12 protein-coding genes are annotated in these 16,144 nt (G+C 64.5%); 2 read left to right on the top strand and 10 right to left on the bottom strand.

From position 1 onward, the window contains the following. The gene (locus tag AC0L3C_RS14755) at window positions 1-969 is read left to right on the top strand and encodes an SMP-30/gluconolactonase/LRE family protein (protein WP_473408318.1); all 969 of its coding nucleotides are present in this window, start codon (window positions 1-3) and stop codon (window positions 967-969) included. Window positions 970-1,123: 154 nt separating this feature from the next. Here the strand turns inward: AC0L3C_RS14755 and AC0L3C_RS14760 are convergent, their stop codons facing one another. Together AC0L3C_RS14760 and AC0L3C_RS14765 are read right to left on the bottom strand one after the other, a co-directional pair. Continuing rightward, window positions 1,124-2,554: an aldehyde dehydrogenase family protein gene (locus tag AC0L3C_RS14760; RefSeq protein WP_473408319.1), complete on the bottom strand. Its 1,431-nt coding sequence runs from the start codon at window positions 2,552-2,554 to the stop codon at window positions 1,124-1,126. A 203-nt stretch (window positions 2,555-2,757) separates the two neighbouring features. Beyond that, the gene (locus tag AC0L3C_RS14765; RefSeq protein ID WP_473408320.1) at window positions 2,758-5,121 is read right to left on the bottom strand and encodes a transketolase; all 2,364 of its coding nucleotides are present in this window, start codon (window positions 5,119-5,121) and stop codon (window positions 2,758-2,760) included. A gap of 133 nt (window positions 5,122-5,254) precedes the next feature. Between AC0L3C_RS14765 and AC0L3C_RS14770 the strand changes: the two genes are divergently transcribed. Further along, window positions 5,255-5,716: an Lrp/AsnC family transcriptional regulator gene (locus tag AC0L3C_RS14770; RefSeq protein WP_247342718.1), complete on the top strand. Its 462-nt coding sequence runs from the start codon at window positions 5,255-5,257 to the stop codon at window positions 5,714-5,716. Between the two features lie 4 nt (window positions 5,717-5,720). Here the strand turns inward: AC0L3C_RS14770 and AC0L3C_RS14775 are convergent, their stop codons facing one another. The 8 genes from AC0L3C_RS14775 to AC0L3C_RS14810 all read right to left on the bottom strand — a co-directional run bounded on the left by AC0L3C_RS14775 (window position 5,721) and on the right by AC0L3C_RS14810 (window position 15,883). Further along, window positions 5,721-6,800, bottom strand: a complete 1,080-nt coding sequence (locus tag AC0L3C_RS14775) for a zinc-binding dehydrogenase (protein WP_473408321.1) — start codon at window positions 6,798-6,800, stop codon at window positions 5,721-5,723. 59 nt (window positions 6,801-6,859) lie between these two features. Beyond that, window positions 6,860-7,801, bottom strand: a complete 942-nt coding sequence (locus AC0L3C_RS14780; RefSeq protein WP_473408322.1) for a DMT family transporter — start codon at window positions 7,799-7,801, stop codon at window positions 6,860-6,862. A gap of 185 nt (window positions 7,802-7,986) precedes the next feature. Further along, window positions 7,987-8,826, bottom strand: coding sequence for an aldo/keto reductase (locus AC0L3C_RS14785; RefSeq protein WP_473408323.1), 840 nt, complete (start codon window positions 8,824-8,826; stop codon window positions 7,987-7,989). 45 nt (window positions 8,827-8,871) lie between these two features. Then, entirely contained in the window at window positions 8,872-9,774 is a 903-nt protein-coding gene (locus AC0L3C_RS14790; RefSeq protein WP_473408424.1) for an SMP-30/gluconolactonase/LRE family protein, read from the bottom strand. A 232-nt stretch (window positions 9,775-10,006) separates the two neighbouring features. Further along, window positions 10,007-12,712: a nitrate reductase gene (locus AC0L3C_RS14795; RefSeq protein WP_473408324.1), complete on the bottom strand. Its 2,706-nt coding sequence runs from the start codon at window positions 12,710-12,712 to the stop codon at window positions 10,007-10,009. A 15-nt stretch (window positions 12,713-12,727) separates the two neighbouring features. Further along, a complete protein-coding gene (locus AC0L3C_RS14800; RefSeq protein ID WP_473263520.1) occupies window positions 12,728-13,945 on the bottom strand; it encodes an NAD(P)/FAD-dependent oxidoreductase in 1,218 nt (405 codons plus the stop codon). A 10-nt stretch (window positions 13,946-13,955) separates the two neighbouring features. Next, window positions 13,956-14,384, bottom strand: a complete 429-nt coding sequence (locus tag AC0L3C_RS14805; RefSeq protein WP_354056597.1) for a globin family protein — start codon at window positions 14,382-14,384, stop codon at window positions 13,956-13,958. A 119-nt stretch (window positions 14,385-14,503) separates the two neighbouring features. Beyond that, entirely contained in the window at window positions 14,504-15,883 is a 1,380-nt protein-coding gene (locus AC0L3C_RS14810) for an MFS transporter (protein WP_473408325.1), read from the bottom strand. Window positions 15,884-16,144: the final 261 nt, after the last annotated feature.

Below are 16,144 nucleotides of genomic sequence, written 5' to 3' on the forward strand. Positions count from 1 at the left end.
ATGAATGAGGCATCGTCCCACACTCAAGGCTGGCGGCCAGCGACCTATTACCCCGATCCCGCGATAAAAGCACTGGATCCCCGCTTCGAAAAATACTGGCTGAAACTCTCGGCCGTGGAGCGGTTGACGACCGGCCTGCGCTGGGCCGAGGGTCCGGTGTGGTTCGGCGATGGTCGTTATCTCTTGTGCAGCGACATTCCGAACCAGCGCATTATCAAATGGGAAGAGGAGACCGGCGCCGTCAGCGTGTTCCGCAAGCCCTCCAATTTCGCCAACGGCAACACCAGGGATCGCCAGGGCCGGCTGGTCACCTGCGAGCATGGCGGGCGACGCGTGACCCGCACCGAATATGACGGCAGCATCACCGTGCTGATGGACTCGTTCGGCGGCAAGAAGCTCAACTCGCCAAACGACGTCGTGGTGAAATCCGACGGCGCGGTCTGGTTCACCGATCCCACCTTCGGCCTGCTCGGCAATTACGAGGGCTACAAGGCCGAGCCCGAGATCGAGCCGAACGTCTACAGGTTCGATCCCACAACCGGCAAGGCGACCATCGTCGCCGAAGGCGTCCTGGGTCCGAACGGGCTGTGCTTCTCGCCGGACGAGAAAATTCTTTATGTTGTGGAATCGCGCGGCGTGCCAAACCGAAAGATCCTCGCCTATGACGTCTCGGCGGACGGCACCACGATCTCGAACAAGCGCGTCCACATCGACGCAGGCCCGGGCACGCCTGATGGCATGCGCTGCGACATCGACGGCAATCTCTGGTGCGGCTGGGGCATGGGCGATCCCGAACTCGACGGGGTCGTGGTGTTCGCGCCCGACGGCGTCATGATCGGCCGCATCGCGCTGCCCGAGCGCTGCGCCAACCTCTGCTTCGGCGGTGTCAAGCGCAACCGCCTGTTCATGGCGGCGAGCCAGTCGATCTACGCGTTGTATGTGAACACGCAGGGCGCGGTCGGGGGATAGTTTCTCCGCCGTTTTTGTGAGCTCGTAGCCCGGATGGAGCGAAGCGCAATCCGGGACATTCCCCGCATTCCGCTTCGCTCCATGCGGGCTACGAAAAAACAAAACGCCGGAGCGGTTTCCTGCCCCGGCGCTTTGTTCGTTCAGGCGACGAAACCTATGCCGCGTTGAAGCCGGCGACGGCCTTCACTTCGAGGAAGTCCTCGAGGCCGTACTTGCCCCACTCGCGGCCGTTGCCGGACTGCTTGTAGCCGCCGAACGGTGCGGTGCGATCGTTCGGCACGCCTTGCAGGTTGACGTTGCCGGCGCGGATCTGACGGCCGACGCGCTTGGCGTCCTCGACGGACGCGCCCGTGACGTAGCCGGCAAGTCCATAGGGCGTGTCGTTGGCGATGTGCACGGCTTCGGCTTCGTCCTTGGCGCCGATGATGGTGAGCACCGGTCCGAAGATTTCTTCGCGAGCGATCGTCATGTCGGGGGTGACGTCGGCGAAGATGGTCGGACGGACATAGAAGCCCTTGTTGACGCCTTCGGGCAGGCCCGGACCGCCGGCGACGAGCGTTGCGCCCTCGTCGATGCCCTTCTTGATCAGGCCCTGGATCTTGTCCCACTGGCCGCGGTTAACCACGGGACCGATGGTGGTGCCTTCGGCGCGCGGATCGCCGGCCTTGGTCTTGTCGGCGACGGCCTTCGCGATCGCGGCGACTTCCTTCATCTTCGAGAGCGGCACGATCATGCGCGAGGGCGCGTTGCAGGACTGGCCGGAGTTGTTGAACATGTGCATCACGCCGCCGGTCACCGCCTTCGTGAGGTCGGCGCCTTCGAGGATGACGTTCGGCGACTTGCCACCGAGCTCCTGGCTGACGCGCTTCACGGTCGGTGCCGCACGCTTGGCCACGTCGATGCCGGCGCGGGTCGAGCCGGTGAACGAGATCATGTCGATGTCGGGGTGCTCGCTCATGGCGGCGCCGACCTCGGGGCCGAGACCGTTGACGAGGTTGAACACGCCCTTCGGCACGCCGGCTTCATGGAGGATTTCCGCAAAGATCAAGGCCGAGGTCGGGGTGAACTCCGACGGCTTCAGGATCATGGTGCAGCCGGCGGCGAGCGCGGGCGCGACCTTGCAGGCGATCTGGTTGAGCGGCCAGTTCCAGGGCGTGATCATGCCGACCACACCGACCGGCTCGCGCAGCACCATGGCGGTGCCGACCGGTTCCTCGAAGTGGTAGTTCTTGAGCACGTCGAGCGTGGTCATGAGGTGGCCGAGGCCGGCGCCGGCCTGAAGCTTTTCGGCCATCGGCAGCGGCGCGCCCATCTCGTCGGAGACGGCGGCGCCGATCTCCTTGAGGCGGCCCTTGTAGATCTCGATGACCTTCGCCAGCAGCGCAACGCGCTCGTCACGGCTGGTCCGGGAGAACGTCACGAACGCGCGCTTGGCGGCTGCGACGGCTTTATCAACGTCGGCCTTGGAGCCCAGCGCAACCTCGTACATCGCCTCTTCCGTCGCCGGATTGACCACGGCGGTGGACTTCTTGACGGCGGGATCGACCCAGGCGCCGTCGATGTAGAACTGCATGCGATTGACCATAGTGAACCTCTTCTTGGGGGGCTTGGGGGCGTTTCGGCAGGCATCCTTGCACGAAAGCGCCGGCAATTGAACCCGCCATGTGCGGGGCCAGCATTGCGGCGGACTGAGGTTATATGAGCCGATGGCGGAGGGGTGGCAAGGTCTCGATTGCCGTCGTCCTGGCCTAGTGCGCCATTGCGCACGGGGGCCAGGACGGCGGAGAACTACACCGCCATCTTCCGATGCAGCACCGGCGCGCCGGTGGTGAGGCTTTCGGCCGCATCGATGATGGCGTTGGCGTCGATGCCGTGGTGACGATAGAGGTCGGCGATGGTGCCGGTCTGGCCGAACTGCTCGACGCCGAGCGCCTCGACGCGGTGGCCGCGGACGCTGCCGAGCCATCCGAGCGCCGCCGGATGGCCGTCGATCACGGTCACGATGCCGCAGTCGCGCGGCAGCGGCGCGAGCAGTTTTTCGATGTGGCTGAGATGCTGCACGCCGCGCCGATCGCGGCGCAATTTCCGCGCGGCGGTCCATCCCGCATGCAGGCGATCCGCGGACGTGATCGCGAGCAGGCCGATGTCGCGCCGGCTCTCGCCGATGAAGCCGGTCGCCTCGATCGCTTCCGGCGCAACGGCGCCGGTATAGGCGATGACGGCCTCTGCATTGGGGCCCGGCTTGCGCAGCCAATAGGCGCCGTCGGTGATGCCCTGTGCAAGCTCGGGTGTCATGATCCGCTGCGCCTGCTCGATCGAGCGCGTCGAGAGCCGCAAATAGACCGAGCCGCCCTCGCCCGGATCGCGCTGCATGTGGTTGAAGCCGAAGGCCATGATCACGGCGAGCTCGTCGACGAAGGCCGGCTCGAACGAGGCAAGCCCATCCTGCGCCATGCCGATCAAAGGCGTTGCGATCGACTGGTGCGCGCCGCCTTCGGGTGCCAGCGTGATACCTGACGGGGTTGCCGCCACCATGAAGCGGGCGTCCTGGTAGCAGGCATAGTTCAGCGCATCGAGACCGCGCTCGATGAAGGGATCGTACAACGTGCCGACCGGCAGCAGCCGCTCGCCGTTGATCTGGTGCGACAAGCCTAACGCCGAGAGCATGATGAACAGGTTCATCTCGGCGATGCCGAGTTCGAGATGCTGGCCCTTGGGCGAGAAATCCCAGTTGAAGGTGGATGGAATTTTCTCGCTGCGGAATAAGTCTGCCTTCTCGCCGCGCGCAAACAGGCCGCGCCGGTTCACCCACGGACCGAGATTGGTCGAGACGGTGACGTCAGGCGAAGTCGTCACGATGCGCCTGGCAAGCTCGCTGTCGCCGCGCGCGATCTCGTTCAGCACGAGACCAAAACCCTGCTGGGTCGACATCTGCGGCGCCGGCTTGAAGGCGAGTTGCGACGGCACCTCGATCACAGGCGCGGTAAGCCGGCGGCCGTCCTGGTTGAACGGCACGCCCGCGAGGAAGGCGTCGAGCTCGGCGGCACTTTGGGCGAGACCCTCGTATCTGTCCCATTCGTGTCCTGGCCGGATGTTCTGGCTGTCGCGATATTTCTCCATCTGCGCAACCGTCATCAGGCCGGCGTGATTGTCCTTGTGACCCTGGAACGGCAGGCCGACGCCCTTGATGGTGTAGGCGATGAAGCAGACCGGGCGATCGTGATCGATGGATTCAAAGGCGTCCAGCATGCTCGCCATGTCATGGCCGCCGAGGTTCGACATCAGCGCCAGCAATTCGTCGTCGCTGCGCTTATCGATCAGCTTGGTGATGGGACCCTGATCGCCGATCTCGTCGTGGAGGTGTTTGCGGAACGCCGCGCCGCCCTGAAAACACAAGGCGGCGTAGAGCGCGTTCGGGCAATTGTCGATCCAGCGCTTCAGCGCCTCGCCGCCAGCTTCCGCAAAGGCCTCGCGCATCAGGCGGCCGTATTTCACGATCACCACGTCCCAGCCGAAATTGCGGAACACGGTCTCGAACTTCTCCCAGAGGCCTTCGCGGACGACGGCGTCCAGCGACTGCCTGTTGTAGTCGACCACCCACCAGGTGTTGCGCAGGCCGTGCTTCCAGCCTTCCGCCAGCGCCTCGAAGATGTTGCCCTCGTCCATCTCGGCGTCGCCGACCAGCGCAATCATTCGCCCTTCGCGGCGATCCTTCATCCAGCCATGTGCCTTGACATAGTCCTGCACCAGCGAGGCGAACAGCGTCTGCGCAACGCCGAGGCCGACCGAGCCGGTGGAGAAATCGACGTCGTCGACGTCCTTGGTGCGCGAAGGATAGGACTGCGCGCCTTTGAAGCCACGAAAATTCTCCAGCTTGTCGCGGCTCTGCCGGCCGAACAGATATTGGATGGCGTGGAACACCGGGCTTGCATGCGGCTTCACCGCGACGCGATCTTCGGGTTTCAGCACGTGGAAATACAGCGCCGACATGATGGTGGCGAGCGAGGCCGACGAGGCCTGATGTCCCCCGACCTTCAGGCCGTCCGCATTCGGGCGGATGTGGTTGGCGTGATGAATGGTCCATGACGACAGCCACAGCGCCTTGCGGGCGAGTGCGGTCAACGTGTCGAGGCGGGTGGTATCAACGGGCATGGCAATGCTCCCGGAAAACAGGTGCCCGATGATACCCCTGCAGGAAGCGCTAAACTTCTCAATTTTTCGCGCAATAGCAACTAATGTTGGGATAGCTTACCAATCGATCGGTAAAAACGACAGGTTCATCCCAATGCCCGCCCTCGACGCCATCGACCGAAAAATCCTCGCTCTGCTCCAGAACGACAGCCGGTTGACCATGCAGGAGCTGGCCGACAAGGTCGGGCTGTCGGTGTCGCCCTGCCATCGCCGGGTCAAGCTGCTGGAGGAACGCGGCGTCATCTCGCGCTACATCGCGACCGTGGACCAGAAGGCGCTGGGGCTGCATGTCAGCGTTTTCATCTCGATCAAGCTGGCGCGGCAGAAGGAGGAGGATCTCAACCGCTTCGCGCGGGCGATCTCGAAATGGGACGAGGTGCTGGAGTGCTATCTGATGACCGGCAACCGCGACTATCTCCTGCGCGTTGTCGCGGCCGACCTCGCCTCCTACGAAACTTTCCTGAAGACCAAGCTGACCCGGCTCGACGGCATCGCCTCGATCGAGTCGAGCTTCGCGCTCAGCCAGGTGAAATATTCGATCGCGCTGCCGGTGTAAGGCATCACCGCCACGGCTGTACGATGATCTTGGTGTGCGCTTCAGGGTTGGCGAGGTCGGCGAAAGCCTTTGCGACGCCGTCGATGCCGATCTCGGCGGTGACCATCGCCGCCGCATCCACCTGCCCTTCCGCGATCAAGCGCAGTGAGGCTGCAAACTCGTCCGGCGTGTAGCCGAGCACGTACTGGACGTTGAGCTCCTTCATGATGCCGAGCATGGGCTCGCTCCTGTCGGTCTCCATGCAGACACCGACCACGACGATCCTGGCATCGCGCGGCGCGCCTTCGAACACCTGTTGCAACAGACCGGGCACGCCGACGCATTCGAAGATGATCGCGGGCTTCAACGCGGGCAGCATCGCCTGCAACGCCGGCCGCGCGGCCTTCTCCGCATCCGACATCTGCGCATGCTCGGCCCAGGTCGCATAGGGCTCCGACACCCTTGGATCCACGACGACATCGGCGCCGAGTTTTGCCGCAAGCGCGCGCCGCGCCGGCGAATAATCGGCCGCGACGATCGGATGCAGGCCTTTGAGCTTCAGCGCCGCAATCACCGCGAGCCCGACCGGCCCGCAGCCGATCACGAGCGGCACCTCGCCGCCTCGGATGTTGGCCTTGGCGACGGCATGAACGCCGACCGCGAGCGGTTCGGTGAGCGCGGCATGCTCCGGCGCGAGACCGTTGGGCACCTCGAGCAGCAGCGCTTCGCTCAGCAGCATCGCCTCGGCATAGCCGCCAATATTGTCATTGGAATAGCCGATGCCCTCGATGCCCAGCGGAGTCACGAGGGCCGGCAGCGAGCAGACGCGCGTGCCCGGCTTGAGCTTGCGCACAGTCCCCGGGCCGAAGTCGACGATCTCGCAGCAGAACTCGTGGCCGAACACGACGTCACGGGCGAGGTCCATCGGCTTGCGGCCGGTCTTTCGCGCCATCTCCACCATGCGGTGGGCGTGCTGGCGCGCGTGCAGGTCGGAACCGCAGATGCCGCAGGCGAGCGTCTTGACCAGCACCTGGCCGGAGCCCGGCTTTGGCTCGGCGATCCGGTCGACGACAATCTCACCGTTCCTGAAAATCGCAGCGCGCATCCGGCTCCTCCCGTCTTGTTGGAGCCATTGATAGCACGAAGCGGACGCGCGATCTTGCGTCAGGGGTTCGGGGAACGCTCTTCCATGATCAGGAGCTGGGCGCGGCGGATGCGCTCGCGATGGGCGATGTAGAGGCCGCTGGCGACGATGAAGGCCGCGCCGGTGACGGTCCAGACATCCGGAACTTCGCCGAACAGGAAGAAGCCGAGAATGCTGACCCACAGCAACTGCGTGTAGGAAAACGGCGCCAGCACCGAGGCATCGCCGTAGCGATAGGCCAGCACGATGATCCACTGGCCGACCGTGGAGGCGACGCCGATCACGATGCCAAGCCCGATCGCGGCCCACGTCGGCGCGACCCAGACGAACGGTACCATCAGAGAGAGGATCGCAACGCCCGTCAGCGCCGAATAGGCCATGGTGGTGAGGACGGCTTCGCGCCCGCTCATCATGCGCGTCAAGATCAGCGCCGCAGCCCAGCAGAACGCCGAGACGATCGGGAAGAACGCGGCGGCGTGAAACGCGCTGGAGCCCGGGCGCAGGATGATCATCACGCCCGTCAAGCCGATCGCGGTGGCGATCCAGCGGCGCATGCCCACCTTCTCGCTCAGGAACACGATCGAGAGAGCGGTGACGAACAGTGGCGAGACGAACCCGGTCGCGGACGCTTCCGCGATCGGCAGGAAGCTCAGGCCGGTGATGAAGAACAGCGAAGAGCCCAGCAATGCCGCGCCGCGCATCAGCTGCAGGCCGAGGCGCTCGGTGCGCATGGCATGAAGCGGCGAGCCCGGCAGCATCACCGGCGTGAACATCAGCGCGAACGTCACGAAGCGGATCCAGGTGATCTCGATCGACGGGAGGCTCGACGACAAATATTTCGCGGTGACATCGGAGCAACCGAGAAAGATCGTCGACAGCAGCACCAGCGCGATGCCCTTGAAAGGATGATCGACGCGCGCGGGCGCGCGGCGCGCCTGCGGCTTCTTTTCCGGCATAGGCATGGGAATACTGTCGAGCCTTGCGGCTGCGGCGGGCGGCGGGGTCACGGCTGGAACCTAGGAATGCGAATCGGGAATGATCGTAAAAAACGATAATTGCGCCGCTTTCACAACTTCCGAAAACAGGATGCCGATATGCGCTCACGTCCGCGCGCGTCAAGACTCCATTAATAATGGGCGTTTGTGCACTACAGCATGGGCAGCCCGCGCGGCTTCGGACCGCGCGGAAACGCCGCATCGAGCGCCGCAATCTCGTCTTTCGTCAGCACGAGATCGCCGGCCGCGGCATTTTCGCCTGCATGTTCCGCGGACGACGCCTTCGGGATCGCGAACACCGTAGTCGCACGGGTGAGGAAGCTCAGCGCGACCTGGCGCGGCGTCGCGCGACGCGCCTCCGCGATGCGCACCAGCACCGCGCCGCCCTTGCTGCTGCTCGCAGGGAAATCGTCGTGGCCGAACGGCGAATAGGCGACCACGGCAACACCATGCTGCTCGCACCACGGGATCACCGCGTGCTCGATCGCGCGTTCCCTCAGATGATAGAGCACCTGATTGCAGGCGATGCGCCCTTCGCCGGCGGCGTCGAGCATCTCGTCGAGATCATCGGCATCGAAATTGGAGACACCCCAGGATTTGATCTTGCCGGCCTTCACCAGTTCCTCGAACGCGGCCACAGTGTCCTCCAGCGGATACGAGCCGCGCCAATGCAGCAGATAGCAGTCGAGCCGATCCGTCTTCAGCCGCTTCAGCGAGCGCTCACAGGCGGTGATGGTTCCGCGGCGCGAGGCGTTGCTTGGCAGCACCTTTGACACGAGGAACACCTCGTCGCGTCGGCCCGCGATCGCATCGGCAATGACGAGTTCGGCATCGCCATACATCTCGGCGGTGTCGATGTGGGTCATGCCGAGATCGAGCCCGCGCTGAAGCGCGGCGATCGCGCGCTTGCGATTGCCATGGTCGAGATACCAAGTGCCCTGCCCGATAACGGGAACGTTGGCGCCGGTTTTGCCGAAGGGTTTCGTGTTCATATTTGCTCCGATACAACTCGTTCGCTCAGGCAACCGCCATCGAGCTCAAGAGTTCAATCCGCCGATGTCAGCGACCAATACGCTACCGGTTGCAGACTCCGTGATGTAGAGCCGATCTTTGTTCGCGCCACCAATCGCGACATTAGTGCAATTCGGTCCGGCACACGATTTCACCCGCGCGATCAATTCGCCGTTGGGCGCGAACACGAAGACATGGCCGAGCGAGGCGTGACCGACGAACAGGCGGCCCTTGGCATCCATGGTCATCCCGTCAGGACCGCTGGTGCCGAACAGCGAGCAGAAGCGGCCGACCTTCGACACGCTGCCGTCCTTCATGAACGGCAACCGCCACACCGCGTTGTCGCGCGTCATCGCGACGAACAGCACGGTCTCGGTTGGATCGAGCACCAGACCATTCGGACTGATGCCAGTGTCGACCAGGCAATCCAGCCGGCCGCTTTGCGCCAGGCGATAGACACGGCCGCTTGCGTCATGCAGGCCGGTCTGTCCCTGGTCGGTGAAATAGATGTCGCCGTTGGAAGCGAGATGCAAATCGTTGCAGCCGCGGAATGATTCCGAATTGCGCGCGGTCAGCACAGGCTTGATGCGGCCTGCCTCGGCGTCGAATTCCATGATGCCGTGCCTGTAGTCGGCGACCAGGATGCGGCCGTCGGCCGCGATCTTCAGCCCGTTCGGCCAGCCCTCATATTCAATCGCGAGCGACCACTCGCCGTCAGGCGCAATGCGGAAGATGCGGCCGAAGGGAATGTCGACGATGTAGAGATTTCCATTGTTGTCGAACGACGGCCCCTCGATGAAGGAGTCCGTCGGCACACCCGGCCGGTTGGCATCGGCCCAATCCGTCCGCTCGCCCTTGCGGCGGAATTTGTCGGGCATGGCGGAGAAGAGCCTGGTCTCGATCAGGCGCGGCGGCGTTTCCAGGTACATCATTGTTGTTATCTTTGTTGAACTGGCGGAATGCGCGGCAGCATAGGGCACAACGGAGGGGTCGTCGATTGGTGCGACAGCTTCACCACACTCTCGGGGTCGTCCTGGCGAAAGCCAGGACCCATTACCACAGGGACATATTGTTGCGGATAGTGGCCACAACGGGCTTCGACAAACGCTGACCGGGGTAATGGGTCCTGGCTTTCGCCAGGACGACGATCAGGAGAGACCTCTACCCCGCCGCGCCCGCGCGCTTGGCCTGCATCGCCGGTGCCACCTCGGTGGTCGCGATCAGGCGCTTCAGCTCGGGGATGCAGGAGCCGCAATTGGTGCCGGCCTTGAGCTTTGCGCCGATCTCGGCGGCCGTGCGCGCGCCTGCGGCGATAGTGTCGCAGATGGTGCCGCGGCCAACGCCGAAGCAGGCGCAGACGACAGGCCCGGTCGAAGCCGCGCCCTCGCTGGACTTGCCGGACAGCAGCATGCGCCGCTGCTCGTCGGTGACGTGGTCGGCGACGAACAGGCTCTTCACCACCTCCCAGTCGCCGGCATCATGCGCGGGGCCGACGAACAGGCAGGTTTCGATGCGGTCGCCCACAAACGACGCCGCGCGATAAACGCCGCCGCCGAAGTCGCGATAGTCGGCGACGTCCTCGCCGGCAACGCCACCGAGCCAGGCCGGCCAGCGCGACAGATCCGCATTGTCGGCGAAGAGATAGCCGAAGCCGCCCGTGACAGTGACGCGGGTCCACATCAGATTCGGCGGCAGCTCCAGCTGCTTGCGCGACAACGCAAAGCCGCGGAAGACGTATTCATAAGGCACGATCGCAGCTGGTGTCGCCTTGGACTCCGGCTGTCCCGAGAACGGATCGGTGAACGGTGCAACCAGCGCCCCGACGCGACCGTGCGAGGCGTTCATCGCACTCCAGTGGATTGGCGCGAACAGCGTGCCGCGCTGCTGCCGGTCGCTGACGACGGCCTTCAGAATGCACTGGCCATAGTCGCTCGTGATGCGGGCATAGCCGTCGTGGACGATGTTGTATTTGTTGGCGTCGTCGGGATGAATCTCGACGAACGGCTCGGGCCGATGCGCACCGAGCCGCTGGCTGAGGCCCGTACGGGTCATGGTGTGCCACTGGTCGCGGATGCGCCCGGTATTGAGCCGCAGCGGCCGCGACGGCCCGGTCTCGCCGCGCAGCGCCGGCACCTCCGTCGCGACGAAGCGACCCTTGCCGTCATTGGTGAAGAAGCCGCCAGCCGCGAAAAACCGCTCGCCGGGCGCCTCGCCTTCGCGCGCAGGCCACTGCACGGGCTTCAAGGCGTCGAAGCCCTCGTCGGATAGCGAGGTCAGCGCGCCGATGTCGAAATCGCGGCTGCCATCGTTCTCGAACGCCGAGAGCGCGGCGTGCTCGCGAAAGATGTCGGCAACGGATTTGTAATTAAAACTGTCGCCGAAGCCGAGGCGTTTTGCGGTTTCGCTCAGGATCCACCAGTCCGGCCGCGCCTCGCCTGGCGCCGGCAGGAACGAGCGCTGGCGCGAGATACGGCGCTCGGAATTGGTCACGGTGCCCGACTTCTCGCCCCAGGCGAGCGCGGGCAGCAGCACGTGCGGTGCGGCCTCGACGGTGTCGTTGGAGAGCACGTTCTCGGACACCACGAACAGCTCGAGCTTCTTCAGCGCCTCGCGCACGAAGTCGGCATCGGGCAGCGAGACCGCGGGGTTGGTGCCCATCACCCACAGGGCCTTGACCTCGCCGCGGTTGATGGCTTCGAACAGCTGCACCGCCTTCAACCCTTCATGGGTGGCAATGCGCGGCGCCTTCCAGAACCGCCGCACGCGATCGATGTCCGGCGGCGTGAAGTTCATGTGCGCGGCGAGCTGGTTGGCGAGGCCGCCGACCTCGCGACCACCCATCGCGTTGGGCTGGCCGGTGAGCGAGAACGGCGAGGCACCGGGCTTGCCGATGCGGCCCGTGGCAAGATGGCAGTTCAGGATCGCGTTGACCTTGTCGGTGCCCTGCGCCGACTGGTTGACGCCTTGCGAGTACAGCGTGACGACGCGGGGCGTGTCACGGAACATCTTGAAGAAGGTAGCAACGTCCGGCTCGGAAAGGCCGGTCGCCAGTGCGGTCGCGGTGACGCCGCCGGCGATGCTGCGTGCGCGCGCCAGCGCGTCGTCAAAGCCCGACGTGTTTTGCGCGATATAGTCCTGATCGAGCGCACCATTGTCGGCGAGGTGAACGAACAGGCCGGAGAACAGCGCCGTGTCGGTGCCGGGCTTGAGGCCCAGGAACAGATCGACGTCGGTCGCGGTGTCGGTGCGGCGCGGATCGATCACGATCATGCGGGCGCCGCGCTCCTGCCTGTTCTTCAGCATGCGCTGGAACAGCACGGGATGGCACCAGGCGGCATTCGAGCCGACGAAGACGAGCAGATCAGCCTGATCGAGATCCTCGTAGCAGCCGGGCACGGTGTCGGCGCCGAAGGCGCGACGGTGACCGGCGACCGAAGACGACATGCAGAGCCGCGAATTGGTGTCGACGTTGGCGGTGCCGACAAAGCCCTTCATCAGCTTGTTGGCGACGTAATAATCCTCGGTCAGCAATTGGCCCGAGAGATAGAATGCGACCGCGTCGGCGCCGTCGCGCGCGACGATGTGCTGCATGCGGTGAGCGACGTGATCGAGCGCATCGCTCCAGGCCACGCGTTCGAGCACGCCCTTGCAGCGGATCATCGGATAGAGCAGCCGGCTTTCCAGCCCGACGGTCTCGCCGAGCGCCGAACCCTTGGAGCACAGCCGGCCGAAATTGGCAGGATGATCGGGATCGCCCGCGATCGCCGCGCCGCCCTTGCCGTCCGGCGTGGCCAGCACGCCGCAGCCGACGCCGCAATACGGACAGGTCGTCTTGGTGGCGCGGAGCGTGGGATCGATCGCCGTCATATCAAGCCGCCTCTATCAAGCCGCCTTGGAGGGACGCGCGAGCGCGCGGCCGAACATCATGTCTGCGCGGATCGCCGCCACCTTTTCGCGATTGCGGATCAGTTCGAGATACCAGAGCGCATCGACGGTATCGCCGATCAGCAGGGCGCCGGTCAGCCGGCCCTCGGCGATCACGAGCTTCTTGTAGGTGCCACGCCTGCGGTCTGACAGCACGAGGCTCTCGCTGCCCTCCCCGCCCATGAAGTCGCCGGCGGAGAACACGCTGACGCCCGACACCTTCAAATTGGTCGAGACCACGCTGCCCTGATAGGCCGCGGGACGGCCGGAGAGATGCCGCGCCAGCACGCGCGCCTGCTCGTAGGCAGGCTCGACGAGGCCGTAGCAGGTGCCGCGATGCTCGGCGCATTCGCCGAGCGCGTAGATATCGGGTGACGCCGTCTGCATCTCGTCGTTGACGACGATGCCGCGGTTGACTGCGATGCCGGCGTCTTTTGCGAGCGCAATGTTGGGCCTGATGCCGGCGGCGAAGATCACCGCATCGGCCTCGATGCGGCTGCCGTCGGCAAGCTCGACCGCTTCGACATGGCCCTCGCCGTGAATGCGGGCTGTGGATGCATTGAGCAGGATGCGAATGCCCTTGCGCTCGACCAGCGTCTTGAGCAGGTCGGCGGCGGGGGCATCGAGCTGGCGCTCCATCAGCCGGTCCATCAGGTGCAGCAGCGTCACGGGCGCTCCGGCCTTGGCGAGGCCGTAAGCCGCTTCGAGTCCGAGCAGACCACCGCCGACCACGACGACGCGTTTCTTAGCCGCGGCAAGGGTCAGCAGCAGATCGACGTCCCGGGTGTCGCGAAAGGTGTGCACGCCGGCGAGATCGGCGCCGGGCACGTTGAGCCGCAGCGGCGTCGAGCCGACGGCGAGCACGAGCTTGGAATATTCCATGCTCTCTTCGCCCTCGATCTTGAGCTCGCGTCGGCCGGTGTCGATCTCGGTGACGCGATAGCCGTAGCGCACCGTGACGCCGCGATGGCGCCACCAGTCGGCAGGCCGCAGTTCGATCTCGTGCGAGCCGGTCTCCCCGGCCAGCACGGAGGAGAGCAGAACGCGGTTGTAAGCGAGCCGCGGCTCTTCGCCGATCACGGCGACCGCGTAGCGGCCGAGCGAGGTCTTGGCGAGCTCGTCGACCAGACGCGCGGCCGCCATACCGTTACCGACGATGACCAGCGGTTCGCTCACAACGCATCTCCTATTCGGCGGCCTGCGGCTGTGCGCCGTAGGCCTCGGAAATCATGTAGCCGGACAACACGCCGTAGGCGTCAGTCCAGGCGGTAGCGAGTTCGGGCGTCCAGGCTTCGCCGAGGCCCTTCTCCAAGGTCCACAGCAAGGTCGCGCCGACCACGGGGTAGTGCTCGGCCTTGGCGCCGTAGGCGACGTGACGCTTCGCAAGCGCCGAGGCCGCGGGAAGAATCGAGTCCAGGTTCGACAGACCGCCGACGACGGCAGCGAGCATGCCCATCAGCTTCTTGCGCTGCTCGGTCATGTCCTCGGGAAACATCGCGCGCACGGATGGCGCGACCTCGAACAGGCGATCGTAGAACAGCACCGCGGCTTGCGCGGAAATCGGCGCGACCTTGGCAAAGCTCTGTTGGACGAGGGTGATCTGTTCTGGCGTCATGATGTTCTCCTGCCTGTTGGGTTTGCCTTGGTGCGCGCCATTGCGAACCAGGTTCATTGTCAAACTGTCGGGCAATGCTTCTCCCCGCGTACGGGGAGAAGCGAGATTCGTACCAAGTATTAGACACGCGCGCCGGCGAGGGTTGACGCGCCTTCGCCCTGCGGGCTGCGACGCAGATAGAACCACCAGGTCAGCGCGAGACAGGAGGCGTAGAAGCCGAGATAGATCGCGAGCGCGAGCTGCGGCCCACCGGTCAGCGCGATCGACTTGCCGAACCCGGTCGGGATCAGATAGCCGCCAACGGCGCCGACCGCGCCGATGAAGCCGACCGCAGCACCGCTCTCGATGCTCGCCGTCTTCAAGGCGGCCGCGCGCTCCGCATCGCCCTTGCCGCGCACCCTGAACAAATTCTGCTCGCGGAAGATCGAGGGGATCATGCGGTAGGTCGAGCCGTTGCCGATGCCCGTCGTCACGAACAGGACCAGGAACATCGACAGGAAGCCGATGAAATCCTTGTGCCCGACGAAGTAGAGCACGCCGATCGTCGCGCCTGCCATCACGATGAAATTCCAGAACGTGATCACCGAGCCGCCGATCCTGTCGGCAAGCCAACCGCCGAGCGGCCGCGACAGCGAACCGACCAGCGGCCCCAGGAACGCGATCGCGATCGTGACTTGCGGGAACTGAGTCTTGATCAGCAGCGGAAATGCAGCCGAGTAGCCGATGAAGGAGCCGAACGTGCCGATATAGAGATACGCCATGATCCAGGTGTGCTTGCGCTTGACCACGGCGAGCTGGTTCTTGATCGACGACTTGGCCGTGGTCAGATTGTTCATGAAGAACACTGCGCCGAAGACCGCGATCGCGATCGGCAGCACCCACATCAGACCGGCGTTTTGCAGGAAAACACCGTCGACAGGGGTTGCCTGGAACAGGTTGATGACGGCGAGCGTCATCAGGATCGGGGTCAAGAGCTGCACGCTGGAGACGCCGATATTGCCACCGGCCGCATTCAGTCCCAGCGCCCACCCCTTCATCCGGTCGGGGAAGAAGAACGAGATGTTGGTCATGCTGGAGGCAAAATTGCCGCCGCCGAGACCGGCGGTCGAGGCAATCAGCAGCATCAGCCAGAACGGCGTATCGGGCTGGCCGACGAAATAGGCCAGCGAGAGCGTCGGAATGAACAGGATCGCCGCACTGAAGATGGTCCAGTTGCGGCCGCCGAACGTCGTCACCGCAAAAGTGTAGGGAAAGCGCATCAACGCGCCGATCAGCCCGGGCACCGCGACGAGCTGGAACAGCTGGTCGGTGGTGTAGTGGAAGCCCGCCTGCGGCAGCTTGGTAGTGACGATGCTCCAGATCAGCCAGACCGAGAAGCCGATATGCTCGGCCACGATCGACCAGATCAGGTTGCGTCGGGCGATCGTCTTGCCGCCCGCATTCCAGAACGCCTCATCTTCGGGGCGCCAGTCTGAAATCCAAGTTGGATTCTTCGTCATTGAGTATCCCTTCCAGGCTCACCGCTGCGTCGTTGCAGGCTCAGCCTCCGGCCACGGAGGCGCGTTCCGAGGCTTCACCCCCGGTGGCGAGTTACGATGCTGATTGATGATGTTGAGGGACGTCGTCGTTGGCGTCGCAATTGGTGCTTCAATTTCCGTGCCAACTGCGCGCATTCCGGAAACGCTGGAAATTCAGGAGCTTGTTCGGAGTGCTCCGATTTTTCGCAGGACTATTCCGCACGCAAATTTTGCGATTCGCTC

It is taken from the genome of Bradyrhizobium sp. WSM4872, from assembly GCF_055811715.1.

Coding starts and splice junctions, on each gene's coding strand:
- AC0L3C_RS14755 (WP_473408318.1), top strand. CDS start 1: ATGAATGAGGCATCGTCCCACACTCAAGGCTGGCGGCCAGCGACCTAT.
- AC0L3C_RS14760 (WP_473408319.1), bottom strand. CDS start 2,554: ATGGTCAATCGCATGCAGTTCTACATCGACGGCGCCTGGGTCGATCCC.
- AC0L3C_RS14765 (WP_473408320.1), bottom strand. CDS start 5,121: ATGCCCGTTGATACCACCCGCCTCGACACGTTGACCGCACTCGCCCGC.
- AC0L3C_RS14770 (WP_247342718.1), top strand. CDS start 5,255: ATGCCCGCCCTCGACGCCATCGACCGAAAAATCCTCGCTCTGCTCCAG.
- AC0L3C_RS14775 (WP_473408321.1), bottom strand. CDS start 6,800: ATGCGCGCTGCGATTTTCAGGAACGGTGAGATTGTCGTCGACCGGATC.
- AC0L3C_RS14780 (WP_473408322.1), bottom strand. CDS start 7,801: ATGCCTATGCCGGAAAAGAAGCCGCAGGCGCGCCGCGCGCCCGCGCGC.
- AC0L3C_RS14785 (WP_473408323.1), bottom strand. CDS start 8,826: ATGAACACGAAACCCTTCGGCAAAACCGGCGCCAACGTTCCCGTTATC.
- AC0L3C_RS14790 (WP_473408424.1), bottom strand. CDS start 9,774: ATGTACCTGGAAACGCCGCCGCGCCTGATCGAGACCAGGCTCTTCTCC.
- AC0L3C_RS14795 (WP_473408324.1), bottom strand. CDS start 12,712: ATGACGGCGATCGATCCCACGCTCCGCGCCACCAAGACGACCTGTCCG.
- AC0L3C_RS14805 (WP_354056597.1), bottom strand. CDS start 14,384: ATGACGCCAGAACAGATCACCCTCGTCCAACAGAGCTTTGCCAAGGTC.
- AC0L3C_RS14810 (WP_473408325.1), bottom strand. CDS start 15,883: ATGACGAAGAATCCAACTTGGATTTCAGACTGGCGCCCCGAAGATGAG.